Source organism: Bacillus sp. FSL K6-1218, assembly GCF_038006445.1.
Classification (GTDB): domain Bacteria; phylum Bacillota; class Bacilli; order Bacillales; family Bacillaceae_G; genus Bacillus_A; species Bacillus_A thuringiensis_S.
The window spans coordinates 3,523,797-3,546,552 of record NZ_JBBOVE010000001.1; the positions used below are offsets into that span (position 1 = coordinate 3,523,797).

Genomic DNA, 22,756 nt, shown 5'->3' on the forward strand with positions numbered 1-22,756 from the left:
AATTAAAAAATGGATGGATGTTCCGACTTTATATGAAACGTTTCGATATATAAAGGAGGAATTATTATGTCAATGATAAAGGTCCAAGACTTAACTTTTTCATACCCAGGTAGCTTTGATAATATTTTTGAAAGTGTAAACTTCCAAATAGATACGGATTGGAAGCTAGGATTTATTGGTAGAAACGGACGAGGTAAAACGACATTCTTTAATTTATTGTTAGGGAATTATGAGTATAGCGGGAAAATCCTTGCTTCGGTAGAATTCAATTACTTCCCCTACTCTGTTTCAGATAGGAACAAATTCACTCATGAAATCCTTGAAGAAATTTGCCCCCAAGCCGCAGATTGGGAATTTCTACGTGAGATATCCTATTTAAATGTTGATGCTGAGGTCATGTACAGACCATTTAAAACATTATCAAATGGGGAACAAACAAAGGTGTTGCTTGCTGCACTGTTTTTAAATGCGGGTCAATTCCTATTAATTGATGAACCAACAAATCACTTAGATACAGATGCACGAAAGATAGTCTCTAATTATCTAAGGAAGAAAAAAGGATTTATTTTAATTTCACATGACAGAATCTTTTTAGATGGGTGCGTTGACCATATCCTATCTATTAATAGAGCAAATATTGAAATTCAAAGTGGTAACTATTCTTCTTGGAAGTTAAATTTTGATAGACAGCAAGAGCACGAGAAGGCTACAAATGAGCGTCTACAAAAGGACATAGGGAGATTAAAACAGTCTTCCAAGCGTTCAGCAAGTTGGTCTCATGACGTGGAAGCTTCAAAAAATGGAACGAGGAATTCAGGCTCTAAGTTGGATAAGGGGTTTGTAGGACATAAAGCAGCCAAGATGATGAAAAGAGCAAAAAACCTTGAATCAAGGCAACAAAAAGCTATTGAGGAAAAGTCAAAATTACTAAAAAATGTGGAAAAAACTGAGTCATTAAAATTGGAACAATTGCAATTTAAATCAAATGAATTGGTTACTTTGGTTGACGTGTCCGTTAAGTACAATGACCAAATTGTGAATGAGCCGATTAGCTTCATAGTTGAACAAGGTAACCGAATTGTACTTGATGGAACGAATGGGAGCGGAAAAAGTAGTATCCTAAAACTAATTCTAGGACATCCGATACAGCATACAGGCTTAGTTACTTTAGGTACAGGACTCATCATTTCCTATGTTCAACAAGATACTTCTCATTTGAAGGGGTCGCTATCAGACTTCATTGAAGAGCACAAGATTGATGAAACCTTATTTAAATCCATCCTAAGTAAGATGGACTTTGACCGAATTCAATTTGAGAAAGATATATCTCATTATTCTGGTGGACAAAAGAAAAAACTGCTTATCGCTAAAAGTTTATGTGAAAAAGCCCATATATATATATGGGACGAACCACTAAATTTTATAGATATCTATTCCCGTATGCAGATTGAAGAACTTATTCAACAATTTAATCCCACAATGGTTATTGTTGAGCATGATAAAGCATTTCAACAAACAGTTGCAACAAAAACTATATCTATGTAGCTCAAAACGAATACTTGAAAATATAATCATTAACCTGAGTCCTTGAACTATAAAAACCTTAATAACGTGTTGAAAAAAGCCTAATTTCTCTACAATACATTGAGAAATTAGGCTTTAAATAGTAATAATAGAATTCGTAAATACTGAATAATTTACACGTTAGGTTTATCTGTTAATGCAGTAACAATTCTGTCCACTAAGTCTTCTGGCATCCATTCATGATTTGTATCGTTCGTTTCATTTGGCCCTAAAGAATCAATAAACTTTTTAAACTTGGGAAATAAAACAATAGAAGTGATCCAATGTATCGTATGATTTATGGAGAAGAAATGAAAAACTCCTTGCTTTTCACCCTCCTGTAATATTTCTTTTAACTGTTCAAAATTACCTATGAAATACGGTTTAATCTTTTCTAATCGTGCACTTTCCTTAATAATCTCCTCATATGCCAATGATCCAATTTCAGGGTTCTCTTTTATATGTGTAGTAAAAACCGTTAAATATTCTCTAAGGGCATCGATAGGTTTAAATTGATTCTTCTCAAGAAAATTGGGTAGCTCATTAGCAAGACCATATTTCTTAAATACCTCATAATATAGGTTTTCTTTCCCATTAAAATAGTAAGAAGCCATAGCAACATTCACTTTCGCTTCTTTTGCGATTTCTTGTATGCTCGTACCTTCGTAGCCACGCGCTCCAAATTTTTTCTTAGCAGCCTTTAAGATATTTTCCATCGTCTGCTCTCGAGATTTCCCCATTTCACACACCTCAAATAGTATATATTTCACTTCAAAAACCCAATAAGGACTTTGAATAGAGTATCTTTTTAATGAAATTTAATTATATATTTAAAGTGGTAACTTAACAACCGATGAAGTTCTGATTACTTTAAACAATATCCCCTTGTGTAGCATCAATAGCTTTCAAATACTTTACGCTCTTTTCTAATTGAGTAAAAGAATAGACAAAAAACATCTAATTTCATCTTAATTTCGTGTGCGAATAAAAACATAATAAGGACCAAAGTTTATCCATTTTATAGATAAACTTTGGTCCTTTCATTACATTATATAGATTTAAAATAAAGTGAAACTTTAATCAGTGGGGGTTTTGTTCATCACCCACTGATTATTAGTTGAACCAATCGGGCTGCCCGTTAATGCGGGATAAACTAGTATACTCGTATCTTGATGAGATAATTATCCATCAATCGTTCATCATTTTCTGACTAGATCTGTTTAATCTCGATATAAGGTCCTTTAATGTTTAATTTGTTAATATCATTAGATATATTGCCTACAGTTGATTTTTCATTAAAAGTATAGACCTTTTCACCATTTACAAAGATACCCCAATTTTTATCTTCATAACTGATACCATAACCAGCATTGCTAGACGTAGCTTTGAGTTGATTTCCATTCATTGAAAGAGATAATTTCCCTTTTCCTTTGTTAAGTTTATCATTCACGCTGTTGATACTATTCATTTGTTCTTCAAGGGCTTTTTGGTTATCAAGAGTAACTTGATGGTTTTTCCAGTCTAATTTATAGTGGTTCGTAAAGAATTCATTATATGTATCTTTATTATTTGTTCCCCACCATTTTGAACTTACCCACTCAATATTGTACTGATCTGAAATTCTACGATTTGTTATTTTTAAATCTGATGTAGTTTCTGTTTTATCAGCAGTAATAACCGCTACTACGTTTGGAGAAAAACCATATCCTGTTAAAGCTGGTACTGTATCTTTTGAAACAAAATTATTCGTTCCTTCATTATAACTACGTGATTTCATAAATAGTTGATTACCATAGAAAGTATTGAATGAATCACGATTATAAATTCCCCACTCTGGGAAATTAAATGATTGGAATCCTACTTTCCAATTTAATTTTTTATCTGTGTGAGTCTCTAATACCGTTTTATAATCTACTTGATCATAAGATACACTTTCTTTCCAAGCAAAGCTACCTGTGATACTTGCATCGGCATTTGGCCCTTTATCATTTACTCCTACTTTAACACTTCCACCAAGTGTATACCCTACCTCAGAAGTGACCTTTGCTGAAGTCATTGTATTAACTGGGGCAGCTTTATGGAATTGAGCACTATCACCACTTGTTATTTCTGCTTCAGTATGATAAGCTGATGGCCATTTTAAGCCTGCGTTATAGTACCCGCTATTAACTGTATATTTAGCATCTATATTACTACCATCAGTGGTAACAATTGCAATCTTTTTATCTGCGTAAGGATCCTCAATAAAAGAAACCTTTATCGAATTTTTGATATTCTGCTTCATGTCATAAGTAGTTTTAAAACTATTATAGACCTTCCCACCATTTTGAAGATTTTCTACAGTTCCTTTAGAATCTGCAAATGCAGATGTTGCTTGTAAACTAAATGATCCAGACATAATAACGGACGCTACCGCAACGCATTTAGCTATTTCTTTTGCTTTTTTCATACAGACAGCCACTCCTTCTTAAACATTTAAAAGATATAAATATATTATTTCTAGTTCACAAAAATAGAGATAGATTCATAGCCATACAATATAGAAATTCATTAACTTTTATGACACTAACTAAAAACACCTGTTTCACTAATCTTCCTCTCACTATCATTGATAACTATTATCAACATTATTTAAACATAAAATAACGATTTAAACAACAATTTTAAATACAAATTTAAAATTGTTGTTTAAAAAAACACAAAAAAATTATAGAATTCTTCATTTCGAGAATTACTATATTTTCAATTACTTATTACAGCCTATATTCAGATACATTATTTCCTTTCCATTCATAATAATCTAAAATTCCTTCATAAATGGCTTCTGCTGCAATTTGTCTGCCATCTTCCGTAGATAATTTACTGTAATCAATACCATTATCTATAAACGCCAGTTCCGTCAACACAGCTGGCATGTCATTTTCCCTTATTACATGAAGGTCTCCATGTTTAACTCCTCTGTCTCGTGTTTGAAGTGCCTCTACTAAACGTGTTTGAATTTTTTCTGCTAAAACACGACTTTCTTCCACATGAGGATTTGTTTTTTCGGATTTAGAAGATTTATAGTAATATGTTTCTGTCCCTTTTGCATTACCATTAAAAGCATTTGCATGTACGCTTATAAAGATATCACCCTGATTTTTCTTAGCAAATTTAACACGTTCCTGTAAAGAACTTTTTTGATCATGTCCTGGTCTATTATCAGATTGACGAGTTAATAAAACTGTAAATGGTGTATGCTTTTCAAGTAATTGTTGTAGACGTAAAGAAGTGTCTAGTACAATCTTACTTTCAGGTAATCCCTTTGTGGATTTCCCAGGATCTTCGCCACCATGTCCAGGATCAATAATGATTGTTTTACTTTCTAATGGATTTTTGGAACGATGTTGCATCATATCTGTTTTTGCAGTAAGTTGAGCAGCTTCAGCACGTGTTATAAATCTATTTGGTTGCCAACCGTTCTCAGTACCATTGGAAATTTTCAAACTGATTAAAATATTGGCATATTTTTCTCCCCAATGCCCTTTTAAATCTTCAAATTTAACCTGCTCATTATGATTTGCTGCGCTTTGTAGTTTATATGCATTTACTAGCATCGTAGCCATAGCAGCGCGAGTTACTTTTCCGGATGGATTGAAGATCCCATTACCCTCACCTTTAACAATACCAGCTTTTTCAGCAGCAGCAATATACGGAGTAGCCCAGTGGTTTTGTGAATCTGTAAATGATGGTTTTGCATTAGAGTCAATTTGTATACCTAAAACTTTTGTCATAATTTTTGTAGCCGAAGCTCTGTCTAATGAGTCATTTGAACCGAACGTTCCGTCTGGATAGCCATTCAATACCTGTTTATTAACTAAATAATTAACGGATTTGTCCGCCCATGCAGGAACATCTGGGAACTTATGAGTATTTGCAAATGTATTAGATGAGTAGGATAATAGACTTCCAGCAAGAATTCCTGTAGCAATTAATTTGTATTTCAAAATGTAACACCTCTATCAAGTTATTACAATTTGGTAAATATATCATTTATAATTAATCTTTAAATAATACGACCTTGAATAAAGAATAGATTAAGTTGTTTATATTACTATATAGCAGATAATCAATTTAAAATCGGACTATTGCTCCAAAAATAATCCTCGGACATACACTTATAGATAAAGATTATTAAATATACTCACCAACATTGTGTAACCAGTATAGTTACTTATACATACGAGTGTCAATTAAAATAACCTTACAATTTTGTAAGATAACCACCTTAATAGTAAATCAAGTAATTATTAAATAATATAAATAGTTACTAGATATAATAAAATAACAATCTTAAATTTTGAACAAAGACTAATTGTTTTGATAGGAAAATAACTTATAACAACCACATTTTTAACAATGCTTTTGAATCCTACTTTACTCTATAATTCTCTGTTATAACCCAACGTGAATGCTCCTATAATATAGTCAATTGCTGCAATGAATACTACAACTTATAATATTGGATTCCCTCAAAAACATCTCTAGAAACCACCGAAAGTAGCCTTTATTAATACACCCACACAATCCATCTTTTCACTCTCTTAAGACATCCTCAAATTTTACAAGGAATGAAAAAAGAAGAGGGATACCTTCCCTCTTCACCAAAAAAATTTAAAAACACCTTAATTTATATCCCTGCCTTTTACAATCTCACGTCTATTGATAGCCCGTTTAATTCTTCAATTCTATTTTCATAGATTCATGTATTCTTCTAAAGTCTGCTTTTGTTCATATATATTTTCAGCAATATCTCCTACATAGCGAATATGCCAAGGTTCATATGCATAACCTGTAATACTTTCCTTCCCCTTAGGATAACGAATGATAAACCCTGCACGATGCGCGTTTTCTTTCAGCCATTTTCCTTCCTTCGTATTAGCAAAGGATAGCTCTAATTCATTGTTCGCACTTTTAGAAGAAACATCCATTGTTAACCCTGTTTGATGTTCGCTATGTCCTGGTTTTGCCGAGAAGCGATCTGTATGCTCTTGTCCTTTTCTTTTCACATTGTTTGCATACAGTCGTTGTTGATAGTCATAGGAACGAAATCCCGAAACAGCATTTAACTGAATCCCCTCCTGCTTTGCTAAATCAAATAACTTTTCCAGTGCTTCTGCCGCCTCTTTACGGAGGTGGCTCTTTTCTACCGTTCCACTAAATGCGAATGGTACATTTGGTACAACTAAATCCTCTGGTTTATAGTCTTCGGGTAATCCATATTCCTTATTAACTACAGCCTGTATACTAGCAAAAGAACTTTCATTGTATTTTGATTGCCCTTTTCCTCTACTATCTTTCTCTTTATTTATGGAGTTTTCACGAGATTCATAGTTCGTCTTATCTGGTTCTTTACCAATAGATTGATTGTTGTAAATTATAAAAATACCTAACATCATAATTACACAACTGAAAATCCCTACTAATTTAAGTCTCATTATTCATTTCCTTCCTGCAAATCTTACGGTTTCTCGTTCATAATATCTCAACCATATCAAATTCATATTAATTTGAAGTGAACTTTTGTTCTTAACATATTTCCTAATAGAAAGACTGTATATCCTTCTATTTGTTTGACATCATTAAGATGCTCACAAATATAAATAAATTCTATTCCTACATATAGATAAAAAATCTAAAAATTTATATAATAAGATTAAAAGTGTAGCATATTATTATTGAAGGGTCTTGGTATAATGCTAGGCATTAATGTAAAAAAAACAAATGAAGAGTTAATTATTTCATGGCAATTGGCGGAGATTACAATTCCATTACGTGATGTGATTGAGGTTACCGAAGATGCTACCTATGCTGGTGTTGAAGACGTAGATGTAATACGTATTGGAACAGCTTATGGGACAACAGACCGTATTTTAATTAAAACAGTAAAACAAAATTATGTATTATTTACTACAAATAAATTTGCTATTTTAAATGCCATTCAGACTTAAATATAGGAGTCTTCTTGGCTAAAATGATAAAAATAAGCACATCTTGTTATAAAAACAGATGTGCTTATTTTTAATTTCTATGCATTTTTACGTTTTAAGAAAATAACTCCACCCACAATTAACAGTAATGCGCCTGCAGCCATAGAGATCCAACTTGTAAGATTAGTACCTGTTTGCGGTAACCACCCAATTTGAGATTGAATTTCTTTCTTAGGTTGTGGTTGTTCCTTTACTTGCTCGTTAGGTTGCTCTGGTGTTGGAGTATTTTCATCCGAATTCGGCTGTTCTGGTTTAGGTTGTTCCGGCTTTACCTCCTTAAATTTCACTGTTTGTCCCTTATCTTCAATTTCAGCGTGAATAGCTACTAATATATTATCTTGATACAGTTCTTCAAATACTACTACTTCTTTACCTTGTAATGCAGAAGCATTACATGTGAAATCTAGTGTGATAGAACCATTCTTCTCTTTAGCAGTAAACTTAGATTCTACTGTTACTTCTTTACCATCAACTAATAATGGCTTGTTTGTTGCTTTATCCATTAGTTTACCTTTTACAACGTACTCTTTACCCACGATTAAGTCTTTGTATTCCACTTTATCTTGGATTGTTACAGATTTAGAAGCGTCTAACTCTTTAGAACCATCAGCTTTATTTGTAGCTGTCGTTTTAATAGAAGGTTCTACAAATCGAACTGTTTGACCTACATCGTTAATGTCAGCATGAGTTGCAATTACTTGCCCTTCATGTAATAAGTCTTCAAACACGACTACTTCTCTTCCTTGCTGTTCAGCACCAACAAAAGTAAAGTCTAATGTTACAAAACCGTTCTTTTCTTTTGCAGTAAACTTCGTTTCAGCTGTTACTTCTTTTCCATCAATTAATAATGGTTTGTTAATAGCTTTGTTCATAAGTTTACCTTTTACAGTGTACTCTTTACCTACAACTAAGTTAGTATACTCCACTTTGTCTTGAATAGTGATAGAATCCTTTGAATGAATCTCTTTTCCACCATCAGCTTTGTTTGTAGCCTTCGTTTTTACTGATGGCTTAACGAACTTAACTGTTTGACCTTTATCATTGATATCAGCATGTGTCGTAACAACTTTTCCGTCTTTCAGTAACTCTTCGAATACTACTACTTCTTTTTCTTCTAAACCAGTTGCATCAAAAGTGAAATCTAGTGTAATAGAACCATTTGCTTCTTTTGGTGTAAACTTCGTTTCAGCAGTTACTTCTTTACCATTTACAACTAATGGTTTATTAGTCTCTTTATTCATTAATTTCCCTTTTAAAGTGTACTCTTTACCTACTTGTAGATCTTTGTATTCCACTTTATCTTGGATTGTTACAGACTTAGACGTGTGCATTTCTTTTGTACCATCTGTTTTATCAGTAGCTGTTGTTTTTATTGAAGGAATCTTTTCATCTTTGACAATGTGTTTAATGATTTGACCATTCTCTTTAATTTCAAAAGAGAACGTTTCTTCATTTAATACATAACCTTTTGGTGCAACAGTTTCTTTATATGTGTATTTTCCAAATGGTAACTTTTCAAATTTAGCGATTCCTTTATCGTCTGTTTTTCCTTTTACTACTTCTTTTCCTGCTTCGTTATAAATCGTAAATTCTGCATTTGGAAGCTTGTTATTTCCATCAGCTACATCTACCTTTGTAATTTCTAGTTCACCTTTGATAAGATGATTAACTGCCAATAACTCAATAATCTTTCCATGCTCCTTTATTTCGAACATAATCGGTTCTTTAACAAGAACATAACCATTTGGAGAAGCCTTTTCTACAAATGAATATTTACCATACGCTAAATCTTTGACGTTAATTTCACCATTTTTATCTGTTTTATATTCACCAATTACTTTTCCACTTGCATCTTTTAGCTCGAATTCTGCACCTTCTAATTTTTTACTAATATCTTCATTATCTACTTTAAGTAATTTTACACTACCTTTTACTTCTGTATTTTCCACTGTAAAAGTAAGTGTTTTATTGTGCTCCTTAATTTCAAAAGGATACTTTGTTTTATTTCCAATATATCCATTAGGTGTTTGTGTCTCTAAGAAATAATATTTACCATACGTAAGACCTTCAACGTTTGCAATTCCATTTTCTTTTGTTACTACTTTTTTCACTTCTTTACCATCTTCAGTGAAGACTGTGAATTCAACATTTGGTAAAACCTTTCCTGAATCACTAAGCTTTTTAATTTCGATGTTACCTTTTACTTTGTTATTTACTATTTGGACAGCTCCTGTTTCTCCTGTCTTAACTTCAATAGTTTGTGGTTTATCATCTGAAACATAGCCTGTTGGTGCTTTAATTTCTTTTAATGTGTAAGTACCAATTGGTAAGTTGTTTAATTCTGCCATACCATCAGCACCAGTCGTGATTTTTCCAACTGATTCATTATTTGCATTAAAGACCTCAAATACTGCACCAGCTAAAACTTCTCCATTTTCTCCAACCTTTTTAATTTTTAAAGAACCAGCTGCTTCCCAGTTTACTGCAAGATCACTACTAAGCTTTTCTTCATTTCTTTCTAATAGTACTGTAGCATTCTGAACAGTATCCGTACCACGGTAAGCAATTGCTTGAACTTTAGTTAAATTAGCAGCAACACTTAAATTAAATTCACCCGTTTTTGTATTCTTAGGAATTTGGATACGAAATTTTTCTCCAACTGAAAGCTGATCTTTCACTTCTCCATTTTCACTAACAATTCTAACTCCATTAGGTGCATTTTTCGCTACTACCTTATAAGAACCACTCTTAGCATTTGTTTGTACTGTATATAGATTTGTTTCGAAGAATTCACCCTTTAATTCTGCTTGTTGCTTTTCAGCAGGAATCACATTCATAAAAACATCTTGAGTCTCTTCACTATTGTTAGCATTACTAATAATAGCCTTAGCTGCTTTTTCAACATTTTTATTCTCATGTTTTAATTCATTTACATCAAGTTGACCTAATGCATTCCAAACCGCAAGTTGCGTTGCATAATGCGCCTCATTTTTATTAGCTACTCCCAGCTGTTCTATACTTTTTTGCGGGAAACCATTTAATAAGACTCTATATACTACATTATCTGTTTCCCCCATTTCAGGAAGATCTTCACCATTTGGTGATTTTAATCCAAGAGTTAAGCAATAAGCAATTTGACCACTTGAATTTTTAATAAATTCAGTTCGAATGTACTTACCTAGACTATTACTATAACTCCAGTCCATTGAATATTTCTCATGCGTCATAACCTCTGCACTAGCCCTAGGTAAAAATACATTAAGGAATAATGCCAGTACTGATAATAATGTAAAAACTCTTATAATGACTCTCTTACCCAATTTTGTAACCTCCCTAGAATAAATTAATCCGAGTATATATCGCAATATCTAAAACATTCACGATCGACCCGATTATCATTATAAAACAATAAATTACAAATATTAAATAATTTTAATAAAATAGTCAAAAAATTTACACATTTTATTATTTATCAAGTTTTTTAACGAATTTACTATATACAAATTCTAAAACACGCCTACAATTTAAAATACAAATATGTATGTTAAATATATAAATAGCAATTCCTTTGCTCCAGTTATTAATCTTCTATTAAGCTTTCCCCTATTAAAAATAGCCTTTTCATTTTCTTGTTAATCCGCGTAATTTATACACCTCTTTTAATCTATTAATTCTCTATTACGCTCCTTCATTTAGATATAAGGGTGACTCTTCATTCAAAGAATAAAGTAAAACTTTATTCAGCCCGATCCCCACCTAACTTCTTTGCTTCCGCTAAATTTTGAGGTGGGGGTCTTACTGCCAGTTAATGCGGGATTAAATGTTTATTATTTCTATAACTTAGCCTAATTTTAAATGTATAACCTAAAAATAATTACTAAAAACCACTCATATAAGGGTGGTTTTTCTATTCCCCATATAATTTAGCTGAATGTTACATCATCTTTATTTTAATATCTTTTATAGTAGACATTCTCTCGTTAATACAAACTAGTAGATTAGCGATGGAAATATCAAAATATATTTAAAGGTGGTTGGAAGTAATTGTTTTCTGTTTAATAACAAAAAACGAGCACCCTCTCAAATTAGATAAGGTGCTCGTTTTCATTTTTATCGGTAATTCTCAATTCAATTTAGCTTCTTTCCGATAAGTAAAGATTAAATTAACTTAAAAGCAAAGCGTTTTAATTTTAATTCATAGCTCTTACTGAAACTTGGAATTTCCCCTTAGAACCATCATCATTTGAAACGTAAATTTTATATGTTCCAATCGGTAATGGAGATAAAGCATTCCGTACATTTGTAACATTAATTTGTTGTTCTCCAGGTTTTATATAACCACCAACAATTAGCTCTGTATTTGGACCTTTTACACTATATCCCATTGTATTTTGACCATTATTTTTCATAGAGAAGCTTAAGTCAGTACTCCCATCATATACGAAAGAAGTTACAGCCTCTCCACTATAATCCATTGTTTGGGTTAATAATAAGTCTGCAGAAACATGTTCAACTACATGAATTGGATCATTCGTTTTGTGTACTTCTTCAGCATAAGTATTATTCCCTAACACACCAAGTGTTAATGCTGAAACTACTCCACAACTAAGCACTAGTTTATTTAACTTCATTTTAAGTTCCCCCTTGATGTTTGTATTCTATTACAATCATACATCCTTTTTTAAGTGCGTTTTTATGTAATAATTCATATCTATAAATCTATATATCTTACCTTTCCGCCTTAATGGTTATTGAGAAACCCACATAGATAAAGCTACAATATTACGCTTCATAAAAAAAATGTAAATTTTAAAGTCTTTTTCTAACAAAGTTTTATACGATTAAGTACCAAAATCCTCAAATAAATAGCATTTCTATTTCAGATAAAATGTACTAATAAAATTTTTCTAAAATTTCACTTTGTAATTTGATATATTCCATGTTAATATAACGAAGGCTACAAAACAGGAGTCACCACGCATATCATTTTCACAGAATATTCATACTTAAAATAAATCTTATATTATCAGTAACTAAATCCAAATTTCACCTATTAAAAAGTTAGTTTATAATTTCATATGTACATAAATTTAAATAGATTTTTTCTATTTTCCTTATCAATTTTAATACAAGTAATATAACAGCACTTTTCAAGTACCCTTCCTTTTTAGATAAAAAGTCTACTAATACTAAACATCTATGTCCAACTCATACATAATTTTACTTACAAACTATCGGAGATGCAAAACTATGGGAATTTCTACTCTTTTATTAAATACCTTTATTATAATAATTTGTATCCTTAGCTATCACGTATTTTGGCTAGAATTTAAAGAAAAAACAACATGTAATAATATGTTATTTTCTATCCTTTCCTCCATTGCTATTATTTTTTGTATGACTTTTCCTTTTCATTTACATGTGGGATTTATTTATGATTTACGTTTTATTCCTATAATATTAGTTTTTCTATATGGAAATACAAAAAACATTGTTTTTATAGGAATTTTATATCTTTCTTATCGGTTTTACTTAGGCGGAAATGGCGTTCTTCCATCATTTATTATCTTTACTATTATTTTTGGTATAACAATGCTCTTTCGTTACTTATTACCTATGTATGTTAAAGAAAAAAAAGTATTATTAAGCTTACTCCTTATTTTAGTATGTACAGCTTCACTTTCTATTTGCGGTATTGTAACTCAAATAAATACAGGAGGGAAAATAGACTCTACTCTCATAGAATTTTTATTAAATTACATAATCATTAATATTTTCACAGTATTATTAGCAGTTTATTTAATAGAGGGAATGATCGAGAAATATAAAATGAAAGAAAAGCTACAACGGGCTGAAAAATTTTATATAGCTAGCGAACTAGCAGCGTCAATTGCACACGAAATCCACAATCCACTAACCACGGTACATGGATTCACTCAATTATTAAATGAAAAACATGCCTCTAAGCCATCTCAGGATCAGTACTTAGAAATCATGTTAATTGAAATGCAGCAAATACAATCTACTATTAATAACTATTTATCTTTAACCAAATCACAGAACACCCTAAAAGAGAAAATAGATATTAATCACATTTTAAATCAGGTGAAAGATACTATTTCACCACTCGCTCTATCATACAAAGTTGAAATCAAACAAAATAGTACAGATTCCTTTTATATAAATGGGGACCCCGAAAAATTCAAACTCTGTCTAAACAACATCATCCAAAACGGAATTGAGGCTATGAAAAATGGTGGATTATTACAAATAAATATACAAAAAGTAAAAGAAAATATCATAATTGATATTATTGATTCAGGAATTGGGATGTCATCTCAACAAATAAAACGAATTGCTTTGCCATTCTATTCAACAACAGAAAAAGGAACCGGGCTTGGTACTATGATTGCTTATAGTATTATTAAAGAATTAAACGGAGATATAGAGATAGAGAGTGAATTAGGTAAAGGGACACGCTTTTCTATTAGTATCCCTTGCTAATGTGATAAAAATTTTCTGTTTAGTTAATTACATAAATGAATTTTAAGAATCCCGCTAGTTAGCTTACTTATTAATTATCTTAAATTCATGTGCGTTAATTAAAAATAATAAGGATCAGAGCTTATCTATTGTTACAGATACACTCTGATCCTTTAGTTTAATTACATGAAACGCACTTAATATTTATAACTTTTCTTACATCGTGATGAAATAATAGTTCATCGATCTTATCTCATTTACTGATTAGATTGGTTTAATGTAAATATAATATCTCTCGATACTTAATTTGTTATTATCATTAGGGACATTTCCTGCAGTTGTTTTTTCATTAAAGTACAGACCTTGTGCCATTTATTGAAAAAGGCAACTCCCTTTTTACTACTTCACTTCCACCGTATAGTTCCCTGTCCCCCCACCATACTGATACACATGTAAATAATACTTACCTGGATACGTGTAGTAACTACCTACTAGTTTATTCCCTTGTTGCTGAGCATACGTAACATAATTATTTAAATCTGCTTCAGAATAAAGTATCCAGTTCATTCCGATATTATTTTCATTCGTTACGTCAATTTGAAGGTTTTTAGCAGTCTCCACATTAATTTCAAAGAAATCACTTGTATCGCCATTTCCTAAACTAGCACGTAAAACTTGATTTAACTGCAGTTTGTTTGCTGTTTGGAATGAGTTATTCGGTTCTTTTTCTACACTGTTATCTTCTTTCTTTTGAACAGTTACAGTCGCTGTAGCAGTATTAGTTGCTCCTTTATCGTCTGTTACTGTTAATTTCGCTGTATACGCTCCTTCTTTTGTATATACGTGAGTTGGATTTTGCTCATTACTTACAGTACCGTCTCCAAACTCCCATTTATATGAAGTAATTTTCCCGTCTTCATCTTTTGATCCGTCGCTTTTAAATGAAATTGCTTCATTTACATTTCCACTATACGGACCGTTTATAAACGCAACTGGTGCTTTATTCTCTGCACCTTCTTCTGTATTAATACCGTGGAACACAACATCATATTCAAATTGTCCTGATGCATTCACGCGATAATTTACGAAGTATGCTGTTACCGTTTTATAGCCTGTCCATTCTTTTGCACTTAAACGTTTTAACGTATCATTAACGTTTTGTGTAATTGTTTTCCAATCTTCATATTCTCCTTTTGCTGCAGTTCCTGTATATGTTCCTTGTAGTGTGAATGTGTTAAAGAACTGTGATTTATTTTTCTTCACTGATACATTTTTCAATTTTGCTTCCGTCGTTATTTCTGCCGCAATATCTGAAACTGGTTTCGATGAATGATTTGCTAAATAATCGTCTGATACTAATGGCACGTTATATTTCTCACGATTATCAACTAGCATTTGCATATAATCTTGATATTCTTTATTTAAATTCGCATCTTTACTTAATGTAGAGCGATATGCATCATATGCTGTTACATCATTTTTCCTAATAAGATCATGTATTTTATCAAACATATCATATCTCTTATTGTACATATACGATTGTAAAGCAAAGGAATAATTATAGAAATCCCATGTTCCATACTTTGCATTTAACGTTCGCTCTGCTGTATAACGCTCTACTGGATTTGAAGATAATCCTCCTATAATACTCTTTCTCGGTACAACATTATCCGTTCTCGTTGCCCCTGCAAAAAATTCAGCATTCCCTTCTTCAAACCAAGATAATCTTTCATTTTCATATATTTTCCCTTGTCCCCAAAGCCCTGGTACTTCATATCTACCTTGCAAGTAATGCGTGAACTCGTGTCGGAACAATTCTTCTAAACTATAAATACTTTCTTCTGGCGTACGTTCATAAGTAAAGAACGTACCTGTTCCTTCTATATAAAGACCACCGTTATTCGTTTCATATCCGTACAATTGACGATTAAATTGATATTCTGCTGGGCTATTATAAATAACCATCGTTAATACATCATCAGGATTTCCTTTTTCTAAAGGTTGATCACTTTCAACCGTACGATGGAATTGTGCCTTCACTTCTTTTGCCGCCCAATATAAACGTTTTACTTTTTCTTCTGTCACTTTATCTCCAGCTTTTAAAACAATTGCCCCATCATCAAACGTATACGTTTTTGGCAAATATTTTTTCTTTCCATCTTCTCTTATTTGATCTAAATTCACCACTTTACCATTTGCATCTTTTCCGCCATAATTCGTCGCGATTTGCTCAGCAGCTACGAAATATTGCTCCCCTAAATACGGATACATTTTCATCGCATCTGTTACAACTTGTAACCCTTTCGTTCCTGTACTATGGAACGTACCGAGTCTACCTGTATAATAAATGCCATTATTAATAAGCCAACCGTTTTTTGCTGTAATCGTTCCCATTAATGCAAAACGACTTAATTCATTAATATAACTATCTATTTTCTGATACCATACTGTATCTTTCGGTGCTTTCCTCGTATCGTACAAATACGATTGAATGTCGTAATCAACACCTTGCATAATATCGTAAATAGCATTTCCAGCTGAAACATTATCTACTAATGTAGAAAAATTATCATTATATTGTTTAAAAATCTTTGCAGCCGATGTTATCGTTTCCACATCACTCGAAGCGTTTCCTATTAACTTTCCGTATGATGATACCACTCTATTTTGCTCTAATGTACCCAGCTTGAAATTTGAATTGTTAGCTATCGCTTTTAATGCAGGTAAGCATTTATCATGATAATTCCGTTCATTTAATTTACTAAGTTCCGAATTATAAAATCCTAAATAAAATCCTGAACGTAATACCTCTACTAATGTCTCAATCCCTTTTGAATCATCCTTCGTATAGGCTTGTCCTTGCTGCTTCAATTTATCAATAATCGCCTGCACCCTATCATCATTTTGATAGAATGCCAGACTGTCTGTATTAAACTGAAATAGCCCCGTAATTTGCTCCCAATCAATTGTTACAAGTAAATCTACTAACTGCTGATTGCTTAATTGATTTAATTCAGCCATTGTATAAGTTTTCGCTACAGCTAATTGCTTACTTTCCTTTTTTACCTCAGGTGGTCTTTGTGATAAATCAGAGAATTGTAGCCTTTTCTCAAAAGACTTGCTTTCGAGCACTTTCGATGAATGAGCTAATTCTTGTACTGGTAGTTGCACACCGACTGGCTCCATTTTGAGCACATTTCGATAAGAAACTTGCTCTCCCTTAGTATCTTCTGCCAAACTTCCCCCTTGAAAACTCCCTAACATTAAACTAGCAAAACTTACCCCTACTAACATTTTTTTTGAATAGCCTTTCATGCTCTCCCCTACCTTACATTTTTAGTGTCCCGCTCCATTATTTTACTATTTTTACTTTTTGTCCTGTATTGAGAAAAAATAAGGGAACGTTCACATATGTATCCTTGCTGCGCAAAATTCGCACTTGACTTTATGTGCGTTTTATATCAAAAAAAAGATAGATAATAGCGAATTTCCTGCTACATCTATCCTCGTTTTCAACACTATGATTTTAACTTTATAAACGTAACTTCCGGTAATGTTTGTATATGCTGAATAAACGCATTCTTTTCTTCTGACGATATATTTTTCAGCTGCATCCTTACCTTATAAACAGTTTCTGTACCTTGCTGTGAAGCTTCCACCTCATATGAGAGTATTGGGATGCCTTTCACTTGTAGTGTTTCTAATATTTGTTGTACCGCTTCATGTTTATTTACAAACATTTGCACTGTTATATTTTGTGGAAATAAAAATTGCACCTTAAAAATACGACTTACAATTTCTAAACCAATTAAAACGAGAATCGTCGCTCCAATGCCTACTACATACATTCCCGCTCCAATTGCTAATCCTATGCCGGCAGTAGCCCATAAACCAGCCGCGGTCGTTAATCCTTTCACCACCTGCTTTTGAATAATAATTGTGCCTGCACCTAAAAAACCAACTCCACTAACGACTTGTGCTGCAATCCGACTTGGGTCTAGAGACGTATGCTCTTCAAACACAATATCTGAAAAGGCATATTTTGAAACAACCATTATTAACGCACTTCCTACCGCTACGAGAAAATGAGTCTTTAATCCAGCTTCTTTCGATCGAATTTCTCTTTCAATACCAATCATTGCTCCTAACAAGCCAGCAACACCGATTCGTATAATAAAATCAAAATCTACACTCACGGGCACTTCCCCCTTTCATTCATTATAGATAGATAAAACAAAAATTATCACAAACATCCATTTATCGATACGAAAGAATACCACTGAAATAAACTTAATAATCCGACCGTTTTATGTTAATATTTTAAATATTAACATAAAATAAATAACTTCTAATTTTAAACCTCCACTAGTTTTCTAAAAAAACAAAGGTGAATTACATAAAATTAGGTTGAGAAAATTTAGAAAACGCTTTCATTTTGTGTCATAATTTTTATAAAAACTACATAACTAAAGGAGCTTACTAACAATGAACGTCTCATTACTTACACCTACTACTGATTTACAAGAAGAATACTTAGATTTCTATAACGAATGGAAAGATAGCGGTGAAACAATGATCCCGTGGGTTATCACAAAAAATCCTGCCAACTTCCCAGCTATGGTTCAAGAACTTCTCGATGCGCATAACGGAATAAATATCCCTGAAACTTGGGTACCAGATTCTACATATTGGCTCGTTACAGATAATAATAGAATTGTCGGCGCTGTTAATATACGTCATCGTTTAACTGAACATCTATTTAACGCTGGCGGTCATATCGGTTATGGAATTCGCCCTTCTGAAAGAAGAAAAGGTTATGCTACGAAATTACTAGCATTATCATTAGAAAAAACGAAGGAATTAGACATCACGAAAGTACTTGTCGTTTGCGACGCAGTGAATACCGCTTCTGAAAAAACGATTTTACATAACGGCGGGCTTCGTGATGATGATTTCACTGAGGAAGATGGGAATGTAGTAAGAAGATATTGGATTGAGCTATGAATGATCACAAAGAAGCGAGAAAGTGATTATACACTTTCTCGCTTCTTTTACACTGTTTCTATTTCAAACTGCACTGTAATACCACTTGGATCTACTACCGCAAACCCATTTGTAGTTTCATTTATTTCATGTTGTTTTTCTATTAATCTTTCTTTCACTTCATCTAACGCTTCTTTATGCGGTAATACAATCGCATATACCTTTAGTCCAGTTGCATGTACTGGTGGGTGTGGATTATTTACTCCGTTCCACGTATTTGCACCGATATGGTGATGATATCCTCCTGCAGAAATGAATAAGCAGTCATCTTCACGTTGTTGCACTTCAAACCCTACTGTCTCTACATAAAACTCGTGTGATTTCTCTACATCAGCTATTCGTAAATGTACGTGCCCAACGACAGTATTAGCAGGTAATCCATCAGCCTCATAATCAACGAGTGTTGCCAGCTCTTTTAAATCTAGTGGCGTACTTCCTCCTGGTCCTTCTCCCCATTGATCACGCGGACGGTCTGCATAAATTTCAATACCATTCCCCTCTAAATCTTGTAAATAAAACGCTTCGCTATATGTATGATCACTTGCACTATTAAACCTTGAAATTGGTAAAATTTCATTTGAATATGTATAACGCTCTTCTTGTTCAGCCGGGCTGTCAATTACATTCTTATTACGAAGAACCCCAAATAGCGCAGAAGCAAAAGCTTCACGAGTCGGAACTAAAAAGGCTACATGATATATACCAGTCGTACGCGGTTCTTGCAGTACCCCGTCCTCTAACTTTTCAAGAACAAGTAATGTATTCTTACTACCTTTTCCTGCTAAATATGCTTTATTCCCCTCTTGCTTAATTACCTCTAATCCTACAACATTCTCATAAAAAGCAATTTGACGCTCTAAATCTTTCACTTTAAATTCAACATGACCAATACGTGTTTTCGGATGAATTTGTACCATGAATAACTTCCTCTCTAGTTTTCTCTAATTTTTTATATCAGTTGATAGGCGATAACTCCATTCAACGAATACACCTTAATTTTGTTTTTTCGTAGCATCAACTTTTAGCCATTTTTTCGATATGTCACTTAATGTGCCATCTTGCTCTAATTCTTTCAATGCTTTATTTATATCTTCTAACTTTTCACTCTTTTTTGCAAATGGAAATGCAATCTCTCCCCATTCAAGTGGACCAAATCCTATTTTGACGTTGTCTAATTTCGCCTTTGTTATAGTTGTTTCCACTTGAACTTTATCATTATAATAGGCATCGACGCGTCCAAGTCCTACTTCATTCAATTCTGCTGTCGGATCCTCTGAGAACGTTTTAATTGTAAAAGCATTATTTTTATTTAATGCTTTTAATTCTTGCTCTCCAGCTGTACCAAGCCCAACACCTACAGTCTTACCTTTTAAATCTTCTAGCGATTTAATGGTATGATTATCTTTCTTCACCGCGAATACAGAGCCAGAATACACGTACGGAATTGAAAAATCATATTTCTTTTTTCTTTCCGGAGAAACTGATAGTTCATTTGCAATTGTATCAATTCGTCCTGAATCTAATAAGCCAAATAAGCCCTCAAAATCAGAAACATTCCATTCTACTTTATACCCAGCCTTTTTAGCAGCCGCTTCAATAATTTCAGCATCAAAGCCTTTTACTTTCTCACCCTCTTTAAAAATAAATGGACTACGACCGGCAGATGTCCCAACTTTTACTACTTTTTCATTTGTTTTTTCGCTTGCTGTATTTGAACCACAAGCTGATAAAAGTCCAACTGATACTGTTAATGCTAATGTTAGTAATAATGATGATTTCCTCACAATTCTTCCTCCTAAATAACGAAATGATTGCCTTCTTCTGAAGCATTCAATTGTCGTAAAAACTTTTTCGTACGTTCATTTTGTGGATTTCGGAAAATTTCTTCTGGCGTTCCCTGATCTACAATAATGCCATCAGCCATAAATATAACGCGATCCGCCACCTCTTTTGCAAAATTCATTTCATGTGTAACAACAACCATCGTTATGTGCTGTCTTGCCAAGTCTTTAATAACTTGCAATACCTCATTCACTAATTCTGGATCAAGTGCGGAAGTCGGTTCATCAAACAATAATACTGCGGGATTTAAAGCCATTGCCCTAGCAATCCCTATCCTTTGCTGTTGCCCTCCTGATAACATTGTTGGATAAAAATCTTCTTTATCAGCTAAGCCTACTTGTTTTAATATTTCTCTCGCTATTCCCTTTGCCTCTTCTTCACTTTTTTTCTGTACAACCGTTAATGCCGTTGTAATATTTTGCAATGCTGTTTTATTTTTAAATAAATTATAATTTTGAAAAACCATTGCCGTTTTTTGACGCAATTGTATTATTTCTTTTTTGTAAAGTTTCTTTGCATGAATCTCTAAATCTTCAATTCTAATACTGCCATCATTCGGTTGTTCTAATAAGTTTAAACACCTTAATAATGTCGATTTCCCCGAACCAGAAGGTCCAATAATGACTACTACTTCTCCTTTATTTACAGTTAGTGAAATTCCTTTTAGTACTTCATTATGTTTGTAAGACTTATACAAATCTCTTATCTCAATCATATATATCACCTCATTTCTGTTACAAATATGGTGCATCAAGTTTCTTTTCTAACTTTTTCTGTCCCCAGCTAATTACGATTGTAATAATCCAATATACTATCGCTACCGCTAAATAACTTTCCATATAACGATATGATTGTGCCGCTAGCATTTTCGCTTGTGCTAAGATTTCAGCCACCCCAAGTGCAAAAGATAACGAAGATTCTTTTAACAATCCAACAAAATTATTTCCAAGTGACGGTACTGCGACACGAATAGCTTGCGGAAAAATAATTTGTCGCATCGCTTGCGCCTTTGTCATTCCAACTGATAAACAGGCATCCATTTGCCCTGATTCCACAGCATTTAATGAACCTCGAATAATCTCTGATAAATAAGCAGCATTATTTAAACTTAGGCCAATTAAAGTTGCTTGCATAGCTGTAAGCACTGTAAATGTCGGAAAGATTTGTGGTAATCCGAAATATAAAACAAACAATTGAACTAATAACGGGGTTCCTCTAAAGAAAGAGATATACACTCTTGCAATTGAATATAAATATTTCGTTTTATTTTTCGTTATGATCGCCAAGCCGATGCCTATAACGAAGGAAATAATCATTGAAACTACAGTAATCCCTAAAGTTATGTATACATATTTAAATAATTGCGGAAAACTTTCTAAAAAATACGTTAGATCAAACTTCACTCTATCCCCCCCTCTCTAAACAAAAAACTCTTCTTACGCATATAAGAAGAGTTAAATGTGAATCCATTTCTCCTCATCTTTCAAACGCCTATTGCGTTCGCTGGAGTTAGCACAGTACTTTGATATAGCCTGTTGCTGAGATTTCATCGGGCCAGTCCCTCCATCTCTCTTGATAAGAAAACCAATAAATTTTTCCATTTATTTAGTTGTTATTATGAAGAATACACCCCATTACTAATAATGTCAATAAGAAAACTACGAATTAAATTCAATGCTTTTTTTAGACTGTCTTACTCCTATTCATTATATCTTGAGGTGTAATATTGATTGCACAAAAAAGCCATTAATTCTATCAAACTTAGAAATAATGGCTTTTTTATAAAGGTATTATAC

At 32.8% G+C, this 22,756-nt stretch carries 16 protein-coding genes and 1 riboswitch; of the genes, 4 read left to right on the forward strand and 12 right to left on the reverse strand.

Annotated features, from left to right (window positions below; all coding sequences use genetic code 11):
- The first annotated feature begins 66 nt into the window (after positions 1-66).
- Positions 67-1,545, forward strand: a complete 1,479-nt coding sequence (locus tag MHI26_RS17870) for an Lsa family ABC-F type ribosomal protection protein (protein WP_000061803.1) — start codon at positions 67-69, stop codon at positions 1,543-1,545.
- 152 nt (positions 1,546-1,697) lie between these two features.
- Here MHI26_RS17870 and hlyIIR read toward each other — a convergent pair whose 3' ends face one another.
- From hlyIIR to MHI26_RS17890, 4 genes are all read right to left on the reverse strand, one after another.
- On the reverse strand, positions 1,698-2,303 hold the full coding sequence (gene hlyIIR, locus MHI26_RS17875) for a hemolysin II regulator HlyIIR (protein WP_061667740.1): 606 nt from the start codon (positions 2,301-2,303) through the stop codon (positions 1,698-1,700).
- A 470-nt stretch (positions 2,304-2,773) separates the two neighbouring features.
- Positions 2,774-4,012, reverse strand: coding sequence for a hemolysin II HlyII (hlyII, locus tag MHI26_RS17880; RefSeq protein WP_061667739.1), 1,239 nt, complete (start codon positions 4,010-4,012; stop codon positions 2,774-2,776).
- Positions 4,013-4,316: 304 nt separating this feature from the next.
- Positions 4,317-5,549 carry an N-acetylmuramoyl-L-alanine amidase gene (locus MHI26_RS17885; RefSeq protein WP_061667738.1) on the reverse strand — a complete coding sequence of 411 codons (1,233 nt, stop codon included), beginning with the start codon at positions 5,547-5,549 and terminating at the stop codon, positions 4,317-4,319.
- 747 nt (positions 5,550-6,296) lie between these two features.
- The gene (locus MHI26_RS17890; RefSeq protein WP_061667737.1) at positions 6,297-7,040 is read right to left on the reverse strand and encodes a M15 family metallopeptidase; all 744 of its coding nucleotides are present in this window, start codon (positions 7,038-7,040) and stop codon (positions 6,297-6,299) included.
- Positions 7,041-7,298: 258 nt separating this feature from the next.
- On the opposite strand from MHI26_RS17890, the gene MHI26_RS17895 reads away from it, so the two are divergent.
- A complete protein-coding gene (locus MHI26_RS17895; protein WP_000900692.1) occupies positions 7,299-7,553 on the forward strand; it encodes a SunI/YnzG family protein in 255 nt (84 codons plus the stop codon).
- A 77-nt stretch (positions 7,554-7,630) separates the two neighbouring features.
- Here the strand turns inward: MHI26_RS17895 and MHI26_RS17900 are convergent, their stop codons facing one another.
- Both MHI26_RS17900 and MHI26_RS17905 read right to left on the reverse strand, forming a co-directional pair.
- Complete coding sequence (locus MHI26_RS17900) at positions 7,631-10,912, reverse strand: VaFE repeat-containing surface-anchored protein (RefSeq protein WP_000520152.1); 3,282 nt, start codon at positions 10,910-10,912, stop codon at positions 7,631-7,633.
- An 870-nt stretch (positions 10,913-11,782) separates the two neighbouring features.
- The gene (locus tag MHI26_RS17905) at positions 11,783-12,223 is read right to left on the reverse strand and encodes a hypothetical protein (protein ID WP_000773521.1); all 441 of its coding nucleotides are present in this window, start codon (positions 12,221-12,223) and stop codon (positions 11,783-11,785) included.
- 619 nt (positions 12,224-12,842) lie between these two features.
- Between MHI26_RS17905 and MHI26_RS17910 the strand changes: the two genes are divergently transcribed.
- The gene (locus MHI26_RS17910; protein ID WP_000513026.1) at positions 12,843-14,096 is read left to right on the forward strand and encodes a sensor histidine kinase; all 1,254 of its coding nucleotides are present in this window, start codon (positions 12,843-12,845) and stop codon (positions 14,094-14,096) included.
- Positions 14,097-14,474: 378 nt separating this feature from the next.
- On the opposite strand, the gene colA is transcribed toward MHI26_RS17910, so the two are convergent.
- A complete protein-coding gene (gene colA, locus MHI26_RS17915) occupies positions 14,475-17,390 on the reverse strand; it encodes a collagenase ColA (protein WP_061665752.1) in 2,916 nt (971 codons plus the stop codon).
- A gap of 203 nt (positions 17,391-17,593) precedes the next feature.
- Positions 17,594-18,271 (reverse strand): MgtC/SapB family protein, encoded by a 678-nt coding sequence (locus MHI26_RS17920; RefSeq protein ID WP_000109723.1) that lies wholly within the window; start codon positions 18,269-18,271, stop codon positions 17,594-17,596.
- A 289-nt stretch (positions 18,272-18,560) separates the two neighbouring features.
- Here MHI26_RS17920 and MHI26_RS17925 point away from each other — a divergent pair, with 289 nt between their 5' ends.
- On the forward strand, positions 18,561-19,079 hold the full coding sequence (locus tag MHI26_RS17925; protein ID WP_061665753.1) for a GNAT family N-acetyltransferase: 519 nt from the start codon (positions 18,561-18,563) through the stop codon (positions 19,077-19,079).
- Between the two features lie 47 nt (positions 19,080-19,126).
- On the opposite strand, the gene MHI26_RS17930 is transcribed toward MHI26_RS17925, so the two are convergent.
- The 4 genes from MHI26_RS17930 to MHI26_RS17945 all read right to left on the reverse strand — a co-directional run bounded on the left by MHI26_RS17930 (position 19,127) and on the right by MHI26_RS17945 (position 22,363).
- Positions 19,127-20,035: a VOC family protein gene (locus MHI26_RS17930; RefSeq protein ID WP_061665754.1), complete on the reverse strand. Its 909-nt coding sequence runs from the start codon at positions 20,033-20,035 to the stop codon at positions 19,127-19,129.
- Between the two features lie 75 nt (positions 20,036-20,110).
- On the reverse strand, positions 20,111-20,902 hold the full coding sequence (locus MHI26_RS17935) for an amino acid ABC transporter substrate-binding protein (protein ID WP_001232344.1): 792 nt from the start codon (positions 20,900-20,902) through the stop codon (positions 20,111-20,113).
- A gap of 11 nt (positions 20,903-20,913) precedes the next feature.
- Positions 20,914-21,675: an amino acid ABC transporter ATP-binding protein gene (locus MHI26_RS17940; RefSeq protein WP_000570166.1), complete on the reverse strand. Its 762-nt coding sequence runs from the start codon at positions 21,673-21,675 to the stop codon at positions 20,914-20,916.
- Between the two features lie 19 nt (positions 21,676-21,694).
- Positions 21,695-22,363, reverse strand: coding sequence for an amino acid ABC transporter permease (locus tag MHI26_RS17945; protein WP_000667081.1), 669 nt, complete (start codon positions 22,361-22,363; stop codon positions 21,695-21,697).
- Positions 22,364-22,433: 70 nt separating this feature from the next.
- Positions 22,434-22,542, reverse strand: a riboswitch (SAM riboswitch).
- Between the last annotated feature and the right edge of the window lie 214 nt (positions 22,543-22,756).

Bases quoted from the DNA above. Each gene is read 5' to 3' on its own strand.
- MHI26_RS17870 (WP_000061803.1), top strand. From the start codon at position 67: ATGTCAATGATAAAGGTCCAAGACTTAACTTTTTCATACCCAGGTAGC.
- MHI26_RS17910 (WP_000513026.1), top strand. From the start codon at position 12,843: ATGGGAATTTCTACTCTTTTATTAAATACCTTTATTATAATAATTTGT.
- MHI26_RS17925 (WP_061665753.1), top strand. From the start codon at position 18,561: ATGAACGTCTCATTACTTACACCTACTACTGATTTACAAGAAGAATAC.
- MHI26_RS17895 (WP_000900692.1), top strand. From the start codon at position 7,299: ATGCTAGGCATTAATGTAAAAAAAACAAATGAAGAGTTAATTATTTCA.
- MHI26_RS17940 (WP_000570166.1), bottom strand. From the start codon at position 21,675: ATGATTGAGATAAGAGATTTGTATAAGTCTTACAAACATAATGAAGTA.
- MHI26_RS17890 (WP_061667737.1), bottom strand. From the start codon at position 7,040: ATGAGACTTAAATTAGTAGGGATTTTCAGTTGTGTAATTATGATGTTA.
- hlyIIR (WP_061667740.1), bottom strand. From the start codon at position 2,303: ATGGGGAAATCTCGAGAGCAGACGATGGAAAATATCTTAAAGGCTGCT.
- MHI26_RS17905 (WP_000773521.1), bottom strand. From the start codon at position 12,223: ATGAAGTTAAATAAACTAGTGCTTAGTTGTGGAGTAGTTTCAGCATTA.
- hlyII (WP_061667739.1), bottom strand. From the start codon at position 4,012: ATGAAAAAAGCAAAAGAAATAGCTAAATGCGTTGCGGTAGCGTCCGTT.
- MHI26_RS17930 (WP_061665754.1), bottom strand. From the start codon at position 20,035: ATGGTACAAATTCATCCGAAAACACGTATTGGTCATGTTGAATTTAAA.
- colA (WP_061665752.1), bottom strand. From the start codon at position 17,390: ATGAAAGGCTATTCAAAAAAAATGTTAGTAGGGGTAAGTTTTGCTAGT.